The sequence below is a fragment of the Psychromicrobium ferritrahens genome (genome assembly GCF_043789415.1).
Taxonomy (GTDB): Bacteria; Actinomycetota; Actinomycetes; order Actinomycetales; family Micrococcaceae; genus Renibacterium.
This window is the reverse complement of the sequence record NZ_JBDLLW010000003.1, coordinates 300,012-314,146: the sequence shown is the minus strand read 5'-3', so window position 1 is coordinate 314,146 and position 14,135 is coordinate 300,012. Positions and strand designations below refer to the sequence as shown.

Sequence of the window (14,135 nt, the reverse complement as noted above, 5' to 3'; positions counted from 1 at the left end):
TTCGAGCGAGGCACCACTATTAAAGGGTGGTGCCTCGCTCGTGCTTACTCTCTGAGGCGCGAGACCTGTGGAAGTACTTAAGGTGTTACGCATTCGCAACGCTTAATCTTGTCAGGATAGAAGCATTAACGAACCTGCCCAAGAACGCTCTCATTCAAATAGAAGTGCTTTCGGCTTGGTTCGGTGCTCGCAGTGATCCTGGCCGTACTGATAACGCCGGTAGGTCTCATTCTTGGCTTGATACTCAGCGGCGATTACAAGGATTGTCTGTGGAACAGGAAATGGGCTATCTTTGCGATCTGGGTAGGTGGAGTCATCACTTTGGTTAATCTCGGAATGGCTATGAGTGGACCGCTGCTATCGATTGGTTGATTTTTCGGTGTAAACTAGTAAGTTTTCTGCATGGAATTTCGGAAAATCTCAATCTATCAACGACCCGAACGCTTTTCAGCGAGAAAATTCTAGCGTGCTTATTTGCTTTTGCTCCACTGTCGGTAGTAATCGATAGGCTTACTCCTGAGAACCGGACTTCGATGAACAGGATGTTGCGATGGTGTGGTGGCCAGAACCGCAGAACATGGTCCATGCGCTTGGCCCGAGTGATGTTGTCATTGATATCCGGGACGCGGGAATGTACGAGAAGTGGCATGGTTTTCCTGGAATGGCTCGTGATGGACTAACTTGTCTTGATTGCGGGCGTGCGGTGCTGCCGAGGCGGCTAGGCGAGGGAACGAAGGATCAGCACGATATTCTGGCTCATTGGCCGGAAAAAGGACGAAATCTTGACGCAGATTGCCGAGAAGCCCGCGCTACTGGAAGCGGTCTCGGTTTGAAGCGCGCCCTGAAGTTCGCAATTGGAAAGCATCTTGAGTCAAGGGGATTTAAAGCCGAAATAGATCCTGCTCGATCAGGTGAGAACATCGATGTCCAGACGGCGTTCGGAATTCGTAAGATAGCCATTCGAGTAGAACTCGGCAACTTCAGCCGAGAAGATTACCTGGCTGCACAAGAAAGGCTCACCAAGCAGGGTTTTGAAGTGCTTTGGCTAACGTATCGCTGTAATTGGATAGATAAAGCCCCGGCGCTAGGTATCCGATTCGACACTGATGCGCCTGTAAGTGGCAGCTTAGATATGGGCGGATTTTTCCCGATAGTTGATAACGGCTACTTGCTCAACGAGCCAACACAGTTAAGGCAACCGGATAGGCACGAGGTCGGGCTCGGGACAGTTCTCGATCAGTTCATGTCAGGTGTAATCCAAAATCATTCGACTAGTTCTCAATATCAAGGATGGGCAACCACTGCTGCCTGGGACTTACATATAGTTTGGCTTCTCCGACGATACGCCATGGTCCGAGACAGACAGAATAAAGCGGAAGCTGAACTTCGACAGGCAACAGAAGATCACCACAATCAACTACGAGTGTTGGAGAAACGTCATCTAGACGACCAGCGTCTCCTCGGGAATCTTACTTCACAGCTGAAGTCCGCCCAATTGAACAATGGCAGTCTTCAGGAGAAGCTTGATCGACGGGCATTAGAGCAGAAAACAGCGAACGACTGGATAGATGAAGTCGAAAAACGTAGAAATTCAAGCCCTCTCGTCCGGCTTGCTCTCCGTCGACAAGCGGAGCTTCAGAACAAAAATGATTTGGAAGCTTGCACGAGTCCAACGCCAGGCTGGATAGATCGGTTCAACCTCATCTGGCCTTGGGGTGTTTTCGCCGTCATTCTTGGTGGACCGGCTATCGTCGTGGCACTTGTGGTCTTCGGCAAATTGCTATCTAACGCTGGGGGGGGTGGCGCTGGCCGTTGATTTTGGGGTTCGCTCTGCTGCCATTGTTTGGCTTGTGGGCGAGTCAGTATTGGTGCTGGGCTAGAGATACGATCTCACCTCAGAGGTGTCTCCGTAAGCGCACTAAATTCTGGGCACGCTGCTCCCAACGTGTTCATGCTCTTAATCTCTTCGATCTCTGGGGGCTGCTCTGCTCGATCGAAGCTATCGCGCTAACGATTTGGGGCGTACACTCACTTACCGCGGTATAGCGACTACTATCATGGGCCTGCCCCGGGTTTTGTTGACTCCTTGGCTTAGAGGACCTGCCACCGCTGATGACGGCAACGACGGCTATGAAAACTCACACTCATCGAATATGAAACAATCAACCACGCCGCACACCAAGCGGTCTAAGACCCCGAGTCGACAAAACCAGGGCAGGCCAGCTTTGGCTCACGCTCGCTCCGTGCGGAACATAAGATGACATCATGACGATTACTGCGGCCGCCGATGGTTCGGCTCTGGGAAATCCCGGCCCCGCTGGCTGGGCCTGGTACGTTGACGACAGCTGCTGGCGGGCAGGGGGCTGGCCTCACGGCACCAATAATCAGGGCGAGCTGATGGCGGTACTGGATCTCTTCCGCTCTACCGCTCATCTACCGGAAGAGCATCTCAGGATTCTCTGTGACAGCCAGTATGTGATCAATTGCGTCACCAAATGGATGCCGGGCTGGAAGCGCAAAGGCTGGCGCAAGGCCGATGGAAAACCGGTGCTGAATCTGGAATTGCTGCGCGAGATCGATCAGGAACTCATCGGTCGAAGCTACGAATTCGAGTGGGTCAAAGGGCACGCCGGTCACGATCTGAATGAAGCAGCCGATCTACGCGCCAGAGCGGTTGCTACGGCCTTTCAGAACGGTACAGAACCCCAGCCCGGCCCCGGCTTTGCTGGACAGAATGATCCGGTTACGAGTGAACTTCGGCCGATGGCGCTGTTATCGGAAGCTGACCTTTTCTCTACGGACGAGGAACCGGACCTTCTTTCCACTGTCGTCGAAGAGCCCGACCTTTTCTCGGTACTGGAAAGTGACCCAGTGCAGGCCGATCCGATCCAGGCCCTACAGGAATGCGATCGGGCGCTGCTGCACGCGGATCCCAGTGAAGCGGCGATCCTGCTGGCCGAGGACTTCGAAGAGATCGGTTCCACGGGCCGGTTCATCAGCAGGGACGCCGTGCTCGCCGATTCCGGCAGCCTGCCCGTCGTCACCCTGGAACCGTTGAGCGCGAACCTCGATCAGGATCTCGCGGTGTTGCACTATCGGGTTGCCGGTTCGGCGGGTACCGCCGTGCAGACCTCACTGTGGCGCCGCAGCACGGGGCAGTGGCGGTTGCAGTTACGGCAGACCACCCCTGAGCTGGACTAATCTTCGTCGGTGAAGTTCGCTACCCGGTACGGCAGATGTACCGCGAGGGTGGCTCCGCCACCGGTCGTTTCGCTCACCAGAACTTCGCCTTGATGGCTGGAGATAATCGCTGAAACGATGGCGAGTCCCAGCCCGGAACCGCCGGTGTCCCGGTTGCGTGAGCTCTCCGCGCGGTAGAAGCGCTCGAAGATCCGGGACTTCTCAGATTCTTCGATGCCCGGGCCGTGGTCACGAATCTGCAGAATGGAAAACTGCTGCTGGTTGATTTCCCGGATCCCGACAACGACCTCGATCGGGCTGCCTTCCGGGGTATAGCGCAGGGCGTTGGTCATCAGATTAGCCACCACCTGGCGGAGCTTCGCCTCGTCACCCAGGGTTGGTGCATTGACAGCGGGCCCATCATCGAGTCCCACCACGGTGATCTTGCGGTCTGGTGCGCTCGCCCTGGCGTCCACGGCGGCGTCATTGCCCAGCACTAGAAGGTTGATCGACTTATTCTCCGGAGGGCGCTGCTCATCGATCCTGGCTAGCATCAACAGATCCTCCACCAGAGTGCCCATCCGTTTCGCCTCGCTTTCGATCCGGCCCATCGCGGTGGAGACGTCGTCCTTGCTGGACAGCGCGCCATGCCGGTAGAGCTCGGAGAAACCTCGAATGGTGACCAGCGGGGTCCGTAACTCATGCGAGGCATCCGCGATGAAGCGCCGCATCCGGCGTTCAGACTCAGTGCGAGCGTCGAAGGCGACTTCGATATGCGCGAGCATGGTGTTGAGCGATTCGGAGAGCTTACCGACTTCCGTCGCAGGGTTCTGGATCTCTACGCGTTGAGAGAGATCGCCGGCGGCGATGGTGGCCGCGGTGCGTTCCACCCTGACCAGAGGCCGGAAGGAACGGGTCACCGTGAGATAAGCGATGATCGTGCCGACCGCCACCACGATGAACCCGGCGAGGAACATCACTAGGGCGATTCGGTTCACGGTGTCGTCGAAGTTCTCATAGGTCACGGCGACCAGGACGTAGCCGAGCCCTAAGGCGCTCTGCTCCACGCCTTTGATCTCCACCGGGGCGATCACCATGGCACGCCATTTAACGGAGTCGTTCTTATCGTGGATATCGAAGGGCTTCGCATTGATCGTCGTCGCTTCCGGAAGCGTGTAGAGCTGGAATTCCGGTTTGGCGACGGTGGGTGGCGACTGATTGACGATATCGCCGTTCTGATTCACGATCTGGAAATAAGTATCGTTCGCGGTGATGCTGGCGAAACCGGTAGTGACGATCCCGTTGTAGATGCGCAGCTTTGCGTCCACCTGCTCGAGCAGGGATTGCCGCAGCACGGAAAAGACGATTGACCCCAGAGCGATCATGGAAAGCACGAGCAAAACACTGATCAGGGTCACCAGCTGGGAGCGCAGCGAAGCTCGCCGCCAGAATCGAAGCAAAGTTAACGCTTTTCAGCGGTTCGCAGAACGTAGCCCACGCCGCGCTTGGTCTGGATCAGGGCGGGCAAGGAAGGATCGGCATCGACCTTGCGCCGCAAATAGGAGATGTACGATTCCACGATCGAGGCATCTCCGTTGAAGTCGTACTCCCAGACATGATCGAGGATCTGGGTCTTGGAGAGCACCCGATTGGGATTGAGCATCAAGTAGCGCAGCAGTTTGAACTCGGTGGGAGAGAGCTCGATCGTATGAGGACCCCTGCGCACTTCGTGGGCGTCGTCGTCAAGCTCCAGATCTTCGACCTGAATGATCGCGTCGTCGTCATCCCGTGGTCTGGTGCGCCGTAAAACGGCTCGGATTCGAGCCACTACCTCGTCGAGGCTGAAAGGCTTGGTGACGTAGTCGTCGCCACCCACGGTGAGCCCGGTGACTTTATCGTCGGTGTCATCCCGGGCCGTCAAAAAGAGCACGGGAAAATGCTTTCCCGCAGCGCGCAGCCGCCGGGTGACGGTGAAGCCATCCATATCGGGCAGCATCACATCGAGTACCGCCAGATCGGGGCTGCGTTCCTCCGCGGCAGCTAAGGCCTCTTTGCCATTGCCCGCCGCCACGACGCTGAATCCGGCGAAACGCAGAGAGGTCGACAGCAACTCTCGAATATTGGGTTCGTCGTCAACAACCAGCAGGCGCGCTTCGGGCTCGTTTTTATTCACAGCCCTATCATGGCCGATTTAGCTGGGAGTTTCCTGAATGCGACATGTTGGTGTGCTCTGCGCCAGCTGTATTCAGTCCTTGGCAAGATCTTTGACGTCCAGAATTCGGTAGGCGTAGCCCTGTTCGGCGAGGAAGCGCTGACGCCGGGCGGCAAAATCCTGATCCAGGGTATCTCGGGCGACCAGGGTGTAAAACCTTGCCGAACGGCCATCCGCTTTCGGCCGGAGCAAGCGGCCGAGGCGCTGGGCTTCCTCTTGACGTGAGCCGAAGGAGCCGGAGACCTGGATCGCCACCGAGGCTTCGGGCAGATCGATCGAGAAATTGGCCACCTTGGATACCACTAGGGTGTGCTCTTCCCCGCGCCGGAAAGCATCGAAGAGTCGTTGGCGTTCTTTGACCGGGGTGTCTCCCTTGATCACCGGGGCATTGATCCGCTCGCCGATCTCGTCGAGCTGATCGATGTATTGCCCGATCACCAGCAACTGATCTTCGTGATGCTGCTTGACTAGCTCCTCGACGACCGCGGTCTTGCTCTCGCTCGTGGCGCAGAGCCGGTACTTATCGGCGTCCTCGGCCATCGCATAGGCGAGCCGTTCATCTTTGGGCAGGTCGATCCTGACCTCGACGCAGTCGGCGGGGGCGATATAGCCCTGAGCTTCGATGTCTTTCCATGGCGCGTCGTAGCGTTTCGGCCCGATCAATGAGAAGACTTCGCCCTCTCGGCCGTCTTCTCTGACCAGGGTCGCGGTCAGGCCGAGACGCCGTCGTGCTTGCAGGTCGGCGGTCATCCGGAAGATCGGAGCGGGCAGCAGGTGGACTTCGTCATAGACGATCAAGCCCCAGTCATTCGCGTCCAGGAGTTCCAGGTGCGGGTACAGCCCGCCCCTTTTGGTGGTCAGCACCTGATAGGTGGCAATCGTCACCGGGCGCACTTCCTTCACCTGTCCCGAGTACTCGCCGATCTCGCCCTCGGTGAGCGAGGTTCGCTTGAGCAGTTCATCCCGCCATTGCCTGGCGGAGAGCGTGTTGGTCACCAGGATCAGCGTGGTGGTGCCACTGGTCGCCATCGCGGCGGCCCCCACCAGGGTCTTACCGGCCCCGCAGGGCAGCACGACGACGCCGGAGCCACCGGCCCAGAAATTCTCCACCGCGAGCTTCTGGTACGGGCGAAGCGCCCAGCCGTTCTCGCCGGTGGACTCGTTCAAAGCGATCAGGTGCGGAGTGCCGTCGACATACCCGGCCAGGTCCTCGGCGGGCCAGCCGATCTTCAGCAGCAGCTGCTTGAGCGCACCGCGCTGCGAAGAATGCACCACGACGGTCATCGGGTCGATGCGCGGCCCTAATAAATCGCCGATCTTCTTGGCCCGGATCACCTCTTCGAGCACCGGGAAGTCATCGGTGCGCAGCACGAGGCCATGAACCGGGTCCTTTTCCAGCCGCAGCCTGCCGTAGCGGCTCATCGTCTCCTCGATGTCCAGCAGCAAGGAGTGCGGCACCGGGAAGCGTGAGTACTTCAGCAGGGTATCCAGCACTTGTTCGGCATCCAGCCCTGCGGCGCGGGCGTTCCACAGGCCGAGCGGAGTGAGCCGATAGGTGTGAACATGTTCGGGGGCGCGCTCCAATTCGGCGAAGGCGGCGATCGCGTGCCGGGCTTCTGTGGAGTCCGGATGGTCGACCTCCAACAGCACGGTTTTATCGCTCTGCACGATCAGCGGTCCATCGGTCACTGCAACTCCCTCGTCAGGTTTTCTTGAATGATGTCCACATCCACGATCCGGTGGATTGAGATCACCCGTTCCGTTTCGCGGCTCGGGTCAAAGACGCGTACCCGGCCGTTGTTCACCGCCTGTGGAACAAGTTCCAAGCGCTCCGGATTCCCGGAGGAATCCACCACGGTCAGCCGCACCGAGTGCCGGTTCCTGATCGCCTCGCGTAGCGTTTCTATGCTGAGCTGCGGGACCACCGCGGAATTTGCCGGAACTCCGGCCGGTTTACTGCGTAGTGCCTTGAGCTGGACGGTGTGGTCGGCCTCAAGCGGTTCTTCCAACGGAGGCAGGGCCACGGTAGCCTTCGGCCGGGTGCTTCTCACGACGTCGCCCGCGCCCTCCAGCACGGGGGCGTAACCCAGTTGCCGCATCGCCCTGGCTAGTTCGCTGGTACTGGCCTGGCTACTCAGAATCCCCGGAGCGAGTTCTCGTACGCCGAGGGCGGCAAGCGCTGGCTCATGAAGCAAGGCCGTGATCAGGACCTCATCGGAACTGCGCAGGATGCTGCTCACGGCTTCAACCCGGAGCGTCCCGTGCCGGACAGCGGTATCCCGAATCAAGTACTCCAGCGGTTGCGGAACCGCTGTGCTGCTATGCGCAGCGAGGAAATCGACGATGCTCTGCGGCTCCCGCCCGGCGTCGAGTGCCCTCCGCACGCTCTGCGCTGAAAATCGGTAGGTAGTGGCAGGCCCCTGGCCTTCCCGTTCGGCCAGCAGAGCGAGTTCGGTGCTCAGCGAGGGTTCCAGGAAGCCCGGAGCCACCGCTGTCAGATCGCCCTGCAATAAGACTTTGTCGATGGCGGCGGGGAGTTGCGCCGCCAGACCGCGCGCCGCCTGGTCGAACTGCCCAAGGCTGAAGGAGCGACCGAACTCGGTGAGAGCGCCACTTCCAGTGAGGCCGAGCAGCTCTGCCTCGGCGAGCATCCCCCCGGCCAGCCGGTGCATCCGGCGCCAGAGCCGCGGGCGCTCCCAGCGAGCCCGAGCGAAGAGCGAATCGGGCTCTATTGCCGCTGTTTCTCCGGTTTGGGACGCCGGCGTCAACGCCTCGAGGGTGCGCAGCAGCAAGAGCCGTAGCTGTGGGGCATCCGTACGGCGGGCCTCAGCGGCCAGCAGATTGATCGTGCCCTGGCCGCCGGGCAGCGGTGCTCCCACCAAGGCTGGAGCGCGTTCCAGCTGGAGCCAGCCCTGCGCCAGCAGCAACCACTGCTGCTCGCGTGGCAATTCCCAGGAGCCCGAGACGGCAAGCCAGGTCGAGGTGTCTGCGTCCAGATGGATCAATCCGGCTGCTGCGCTCAGTTCGAGCAACAGCGAAAGCCGACCCTGCTCGATCTCCAGCCCTTGGGCGAGCGGGCGAAGAGCCCGGGTGCCGACGCCTCCGCTGCGAAGCGTCGGCAATGGCTGTTCATCGATGGCTTCCTGAAGGGCTCCGATTTCGCGCAGTACTTCAGCGATGGAACCGAGCGCGGCATTGTCTCGACGTGCCGTGCTGACGGGTATCTCCAGAGCTGGCTCAGGCTTGGGGGCGAAATCAGCCAGCAGCTTTCCACCGCGTTGCGCCATGCCCGCTTCGCGGGGCAATTCAACGTGCTCCGCATCGAGAGGGACCAAAACTGCTTCGGAGAGCAGGAAATCCAAGGCACTCGGTGGCTGTCCGGTTTTCTCGGTTCGATGTACCCGGGAGGTCCTCGGCATCAGGCCCAGCGGCCCGTCATCGAACCTGGAGAGCAGTTCCGTGGTCTTCTCCGGTGCCCGGCCAAGCAATTCCTGCCACCAGCCTGCTTGATCGAAGCGGGCAGCTAGGGTTTGAGCGGGGTTCGGTGGCTCGCTACCCTCGGAGCCCAGCCCGAGCCGGGTCACGCTGTGCTGCATCCAGTCGAGGGTTGAGCGTTGCAGCTCGCGATAGCTGCGGCCCAGGCCAGCGGGATGCGGACCGATCACTTCGTAGAGACTTCCCACCGGCAGATAACCGGTGCCGCTTCGATAGAGCAGGGCCAAGGAATTGAGCTTGCGGAGAATCTTCTCCAGCCCGGTTTTGGAAAGCCCCGCGATCAAGGGAGCCAGTTGGCTGGCGCTGAGCTGTCCGGTGTTGCTTCGATCTACTTCCACCAGAACGGCTTCCAGGACTTGCAGATGAGGTTTGTCCAGGGCGTCGAGCGCTCGCTGCACACTGATCCTGGCGCAGGCCCGGGCCGCCAGGGCCGCGAAGTCAGGTACCGGAGGAGAGACCAGATCCGGCCGCGCAGTGAAAAGCTCTCGCAGCGCGGCGTCGCTGCGAGAGGCCAGCTCCTGGCTGAGTGCTCGAATGGAGGACATCCTTCTAAAGCTACTCGCAACTGAGCCTGAGCTACAGCCGGAGTCCTCTAGAGTCGGCGTCTACGACGTATTGCGTGAATGATCGACAGGCCGAGCAGGATGAAGGCGGCGGGCAGGCTGTACATCACGATCCAGTTCAGCACGGGCCAGGATTCGCCGCCGGAGAGCCGTACCGCTACCAAGTAGCTCAGTACGCCGAAGCCGAGTACAGCGAGCAAGAGGGCTACTAGGTTGAGCAGTCGCCACCAGATCGCTGATGGCTCGGGCTGGGTCTGTGTCATGCGCTTAACGTTAACAGCGGGTAAAGCAGCTAACCTATTAAGGACAAACTATTGAGTATGAAGAGGTAAGTAACGTGCCCACCGGCAAGGTGAAGTGGTTCGACAACGAAAAAGGCTTCGGGTTCCTGGCGTCTGACGACGGGCAGGAGGTTTTCCTGCACGCCAATGCGCTGCCCGCAGGGGTGAGCGATATCAAAGTCGGCACCCGGATGGAGTTCGGGGTAGCCGATGGTAAAAAGGGTGCCCAGGCGCTAAGCGTTCGCATTCTGGATGCACCGCCCTCGGTGGCCAAGGCGGCTCGCAAACCGGCCGGAGACATGGCTGTGATCGTCGAGGACCTGATCAAGCTGCTCGAGCACACCGCCAACGGCCTGCAAAAGGGCAAGTATCCGGATAAAACCAGCGGCTCTAAGGTGGCTGCGGTGCTGCGCGCCGTCGCCAATGATCTCGATGCCTGAGACCGCCGAGACCAAGGTGGTCGCAAAGGCCGCCCATCGTTTCGGGGTTCCGGTGTGGCGCACAGCTAAACCGGACGCTGTGCTGGCTGCCGCCGTTGAGGTGGCGAAGCAGGAAATCCTCTCGATCGCCAAGCCGGATCAGCTCGGCTCTCACCTTGCCGTGCGCAGCGAAGGTGAGCGAGTGGCGACGCATCTTTTTGAATGCACCAAAGATGGTTACCGGGGCTGGCAGTGGTTCGCCGTGGTCACCCGAGCACCACGAACCAAGATCGTGACGGTCAGTGAAGTTGGCTTGCTGCCCACCGATGACTCGGTGCTCGCCCCGGAATGGCTGCCCTGGTCGGAACGGGTCCGTCCGGAAGACGAAGCGGCTGCTGCGGAGAAGCCCCAGCCTGCGGACTCCGCGGTCCAGGCCGCAGAGGCTGAGCCGGTTCTTCCTGAGGGCTCTGCCCCCGAATTCGACGATGTCGAGCCTGTCGAGGATCACGCCGAATTTGATGAAGCTCAGCAGGAAACGGATGCTCCGAAAACGGAGGGTTCCGCTAACTGAATAGCTGCCAGCTGAATATTTCGCGAGGCTGTGGCCGAGTCGCTCTCAGCGGCTCGGCCACAGCCTTTAATTCAAAGAGCTGAGGTTCAGGAGTTCTCGATCACATAGTCGATGCACCGAGTCAGGGCAGTCACGTCCTCCGGCTCGATGGCCACGAAGGTGGCAATCCGGAGTTGGTTCCTGCCGAGTTTCCGGTAGGGCTCGACGTCCACGACGCCGTTGGCGCGCAGGGTTTTCGCGAGAGCCGTCGCATCGATCGAATCTGCGAAGTCAATGGTCGCGATCACCCGCGAACGGTCTGCCGGATCGCTGACAAAAGGACTGGCCACCGCCGAAGCCTCTGCCCATGAGTAGATCCGTTGCGCGGAGTCCGCGGTGCGAGCGGTCGCGAAGTCCAGACCGCCCTGCCCGTTGAGCCAGCGCACCTGCTCATTGAGAGTCACCAGAGTGGTAAGTGAAGGCGTGTTGTAAGTCTGGTTCAGCCGGGAGTTATCGATTGCGGTCTGCAGGTTCAGGAAATCGGGGATCCAGCGTTCGCTTGCGTTGATCCGTGCGGCTCGCTCCAGAGCAGCGGGGGAGAATAGCCCGAGCCAGAGCCCGCCGTCTGAAGCGAAATTCTTCTGCGGCGCGAAGTAGTAGACATCGCTTTCGGCGATCTCCACGGCGAGCCCGCCAGCCGCTGAGGTGGCGTCGATCAGGGTGAGCGAGCCTTGATCGCCGCCAGTGACGCGTTGCACGCTCGCAGCCACGCCGGTTGAGGTCTCATTATGTGGCCATGCGTAGACGTCGACGCCGGGCTCCGCCACCGGGCTGGGGCGGCTGCCTGGGGCCGAGGTGATGATCGAGGAGGCCTCGAGGAATGGCGCTTTATCGGTGGCCGCTGCGAACTTGGAGCCGAATTCGCCGAAACTCAAGTGCTGGGCTTTTCTTTCCACCAGGCCGAACGTCGCGACGTCCCAGAACGCCGTAGAGCCGCCCACCCCGAGGACCACTTCGTATCCTTCGGGGGCTTTGAAGAATTCAGCCAGTCCGGAGCGGATATCACCCACCAGGTTCTTCACCGGGGCCTGACGGTGTGAGGTGCCCAGAATGGTTCGTTCGGCGGCTTGCAGAGCTTCCAGCTGTGCCGGTCGGGTTTTTGACGGACCGGCACCGAAGCGGCCGTCCTGAGGCAGCAGATCGGCCGGAATGCGGAGGAATGCGGGGGCGTCGGTCACGTGGATCTCCCAAAAAGCACAGGTTCGAAGATGCCCCAGCGTGAGGGGCAGGTTCGGTCTTGGACAGGTGGCTGTCTTTATTCTGCCATCAGCTTGAGCGCTGAGGATTTTCTGCGACTCAGCAGGCAGGATAAGTTAGATATAGGTTTTGAGCGTATGGCGGCGATGCAAGGGGTGTTATTCAGGTGACTGCTGATTTAGTCGACACTACAGAGATGTATCTCAAGGCGATTCTGGAGCTTGAGGAAGAGCTCATTGTGCCTCTTCGCGCGAGGATCGCTGAGCGATTGCATCATTCCGGGCCTACCGTATCGCAGACCATCGCGCGAATGGAGCGAGATGGTCTGGTCATCGTCTCCGGTGATCGGCACCTCGAACTCACTGAGCTGGGTCGTGAACGAGCCACCAGCGTGATGCGCAAACATCGGCTCGCCGAGCGCTTGCTCTCCGACGTGATCAAGTTGGACTGGGCCTATGTGCACGAAGAGGCTTGCCGCTGGGAGCACGTGATGAGCGAACAGGTCGAAGCCAAATTGTTCGAGCTATTGGGGCATCCGGAGGATTCACCGTATGGCAATCCGATTCCGGGGCTGGAGTCCTTCGGCGGGCACAAGGCGCGGGAGTTCACCGACGGGGTGGTGAATATGGTCTCTGCGATGGAGAAGTACACTCCGGATTCCAAGGTCACCATTGGCAGGCTTTCGGAGCGGATCCAGGTCGATCCGGAATTGCTCGGTCAGCTCGACGAGGCCGGGCTGAAACCTGGTGCGAGGATTTCACTCGAGCAGGTCGGGGAGTACATCTCGGTTCGAGTGCCCGGTGTGGAGGGTGCCTTGGAGCTGCCGCCCGAAGTCGCCGTGCATGTCTTTGTCTCCATTGACTGAGCCGTATAACGAATTGTTATCAAACTGCTCGATGACGTATGATTTAGTTTCGTCGCCGTAATCTTTTGGCGTTATCCCAACCAGCACTGAGCCTTGCCTCTGGTTGCGGAGAATAAGCAGTTCAGGCAAGGACGGGGGAACCATTACCGGCCGGTTGAATAACCGGTCTTGGGGTGAAGTCTTCGGTCAAAGCAAGCGTAAGCAACGAAAGACCGAAGGCCGGATCGCTCTCTAGATCCGAATCCGACAGCTAACCTCGCAAGTGATTCAAGAGAGGAAACTGGCTCTTTGAGCGTTTCAGCACCACAACAGCACGGCAGGCGTAGTGCTGCTCGAGAAGCCCTCGCAGCGCCCTCAATCGAACTTCAGAGCAGGCCGCGAGACGCCGCTCGCCGCGCTCGTCAGCGCGTCGAGCTGAGCCCCGAGATCCTTCCGATGCCGTCGGCGCCCGTTCCGACTCGTGGCCGCCGCAGCGCCGCGCTCAGCACGGACGTTCGCAAAGCCACGGCACTCAGATCCCCCAAGATCGCGCAGCGCAGCGGCTTGGTGCTCGCTGCGGCGTCGCTCTCCTTGGCGGTTCTGGTGCCCGGTACCGCAGCGACGTTCGCCCCAGCCGCCGCCCAGAGCAGCGCAGGCAGTTCCGCAGCGGTTTCCGCGGATGCCACTGCTGAATTGAGCTTCAGCCGCCCAGGCTCGACCGGGAGCCTGGATCCGGACAGCAAATTGCATGAGGCGCTGAGCGTCTCGGCGGCAAAGGTCACCCCCGCCGCCGCCAAGGGAAGCCTGGCGGCTCCTTTGACCAAGCTCGTGCCCACCTCACCTTTCGGCTATCGAGTCAATCCGCTGACCGGGGCGATGGGTGAACTGCATACCGGACAGGACTTCGCGATAGCCTGCGGCACCGATGTTTTCGCAGCTGCTGGTGGCACTGTGACTTTCGCCGGTTGGCACAGCGGAGGCGGTGGCAACCGGGTGGTGATCGATCATGGAAATGGTTTATCGACGTCCTATAACCACAACAGTTCTCTCGTGGTGAAGGTGGGGCAGAAGGTGAGTCGCGGAGAACTCGTGGCGCTGAGTGGAACCACCGGTGCTTCTACCGGATGTCACGTGCACTTCGAGGTGATGGTCAATGACAAAACAGTTGATCCAATGGGCTGGCTCTAAATAATTTTCACAATCTTTACACTGCTGATTTCAGGGCCTGATCGCGAATAAAACTGCCGGTCAGAGCAAGACTCCGGAGTGGATTAATTACCGGATTGTCACGGCTGTTTCCGAAATATAACTTTTCCGTGATCAGAATGTGACAT

Annotated in this window: 12 protein-coding genes and 1 riboswitch; of the genes, 6 read left to right on the top strand and 6 right to left on the bottom strand. The window is 59.8% G+C overall.

All coding sequences use genetic code 11. The annotated features are described in order from the left end of the window. Positions 1-550: 550 nt before the first annotated feature. Both ABDK06_RS13450 and ABDK06_RS13445 read left to right on the top strand, forming a co-directional pair. Complete coding sequence (locus ABDK06_RS13450) at positions 551-1,816, top strand: competence protein CoiA family protein (protein ID WP_394941858.1); 1,266 nt, start codon at positions 551-553, stop codon at positions 1,814-1,816. A gap of 449 nt (positions 1,817-2,265) precedes the next feature. Then, positions 2,266-3,201 carry an RNase H family protein gene (locus ABDK06_RS13445; RefSeq protein WP_394941856.1) on the top strand — a complete coding sequence of 312 codons (936 nt, stop codon included), beginning with the start codon at positions 2,266-2,268 and terminating at the stop codon, positions 3,199-3,201. On the opposite strand, the gene ABDK06_RS13440 is transcribed toward ABDK06_RS13445, so the two are convergent. The 5 genes from ABDK06_RS13440 to ABDK06_RS13420 form a co-directional block, all read right to left on the bottom strand. Next, complete coding sequence (locus ABDK06_RS13440; protein WP_394941854.1) at positions 3,198-4,640, bottom strand: sensor histidine kinase; 1,443 nt, start codon at positions 4,638-4,640, stop codon at positions 3,198-3,200. The two genes, ABDK06_RS13445 and ABDK06_RS13440, sit on opposite strands and share 4 nt — an antisense overlap. 2 nt (positions 4,641-4,642) lie before the next feature. Continuing rightward, positions 4,643-5,353, bottom strand: coding sequence for a response regulator transcription factor (locus ABDK06_RS13435; protein WP_394941852.1), 711 nt, complete (start codon positions 5,351-5,353; stop codon positions 4,643-4,645). Between the two features lie 72 nt (positions 5,354-5,425). After that, on the bottom strand, positions 5,426-7,081 hold the full coding sequence (locus ABDK06_RS13430; protein WP_394941849.1) for a DNA repair helicase XPB: 1,656 nt from the start codon (positions 7,079-7,081) through the stop codon (positions 5,426-5,428). Next, positions 7,078-9,432 (bottom strand): helicase-associated domain-containing protein, encoded by a 2,355-nt coding sequence (locus tag ABDK06_RS13425; protein ID WP_394941847.1) that lies wholly within the window; start codon positions 9,430-9,432, stop codon positions 7,078-7,080. Before ABDK06_RS13425 ends, ABDK06_RS13430 begins: the two co-directional genes overlap by 4 nt. A gap of 47 nt (positions 9,433-9,479) precedes the next feature. Beyond that, positions 9,480-9,713 carry a hypothetical protein gene (locus ABDK06_RS13420; RefSeq protein WP_394941845.1) on the bottom strand — a complete coding sequence of 78 codons (234 nt, stop codon included), beginning with the start codon at positions 9,711-9,713 and terminating at the stop codon, positions 9,480-9,482. A 74-nt stretch (positions 9,714-9,787) separates the two neighbouring features. On the opposite strand from ABDK06_RS13420, the gene ABDK06_RS13415 reads away from it, so the two are divergent. Further along, positions 9,788-10,171: a cold-shock protein gene (locus ABDK06_RS13415; RefSeq protein ID WP_394941843.1), complete on the top strand. Its 384-nt coding sequence runs from the start codon at positions 9,788-9,790 to the stop codon at positions 10,169-10,171. Then, positions 10,164-10,721 carry a DUF3027 domain-containing protein gene (locus tag ABDK06_RS13410; protein ID WP_394941841.1) on the top strand — a complete coding sequence of 186 codons (558 nt, stop codon included), beginning with the start codon at positions 10,164-10,166 and terminating at the stop codon, positions 10,719-10,721. Before ABDK06_RS13415 ends, ABDK06_RS13410 begins: the two co-directional genes overlap by 8 nt. Before the next feature lie 86 nt (positions 10,722-10,807). Here ABDK06_RS13410 and serC read toward each other — a convergent pair whose 3' ends face one another. Continuing rightward, positions 10,808-11,938 carry a phosphoserine transaminase gene (serC, locus tag ABDK06_RS13405; RefSeq protein WP_394941839.1) on the bottom strand — a complete coding sequence of 377 codons (1,131 nt, stop codon included), beginning with the start codon at positions 11,936-11,938 and terminating at the stop codon, positions 10,808-10,810. A gap of 185 nt (positions 11,939-12,123) precedes the next feature. Here serC and ABDK06_RS13400 point away from each other — a divergent pair, with 185 nt between their 5' ends. Both ABDK06_RS13400 and ABDK06_RS13395 read left to right on the top strand, forming a co-directional pair. Beyond that, entirely contained in the window at positions 12,124-12,822 is a 699-nt protein-coding gene (locus ABDK06_RS13400) for a metal-dependent transcriptional regulator (protein WP_394941837.1), read from the top strand. A gap of 107 nt (positions 12,823-12,929) precedes the next feature. Further along, a riboswitch (cyclic di-AMP (ydaO/yuaA leader) is annotated at positions 12,930-13,103 on the top strand. A gap of 7 nt (positions 13,104-13,110) precedes the next feature. Beyond that, on the top strand, positions 13,111-13,989 hold the full coding sequence (locus ABDK06_RS13395; RefSeq protein WP_394941835.1) for a M23 family metallopeptidase: 879 nt from the start codon (positions 13,111-13,113) through the stop codon (positions 13,987-13,989). Positions 13,990-14,135: the final 146 nt, after the last annotated feature.

Excerpts from the sequence above, each read along its gene's own strand:
- ABDK06_RS13450 (WP_394941858.1), top strand. The coding sequence starts at position 551 with ATGGTGTGGTGGCCAGAACCGCAGAACATGGTCCATGCGCTTGGCCCG.
- ABDK06_RS13445 (WP_394941856.1), top strand. The coding sequence starts at position 2,266 with ATGACGATTACTGCGGCCGCCGATGGTTCGGCTCTGGGAAATCCCGGC.
- ABDK06_RS13425 (WP_394941847.1), bottom strand. The coding sequence starts at position 9,432 with ATGTCCTCCATTCGAGCACTCAGCCAGGAGCTGGCCTCTCGCAGCGAC.
- ABDK06_RS13420 (WP_394941845.1), bottom strand. The coding sequence starts at position 9,713 with ATGACACAGACCCAGCCCGAGCCATCAGCGATCTGGTGGCGACTGCTC.
- ABDK06_RS13410 (WP_394941841.1), top strand. The coding sequence starts at position 10,164 with ATGCCTGAGACCGCCGAGACCAAGGTGGTCGCAAAGGCCGCCCATCGT.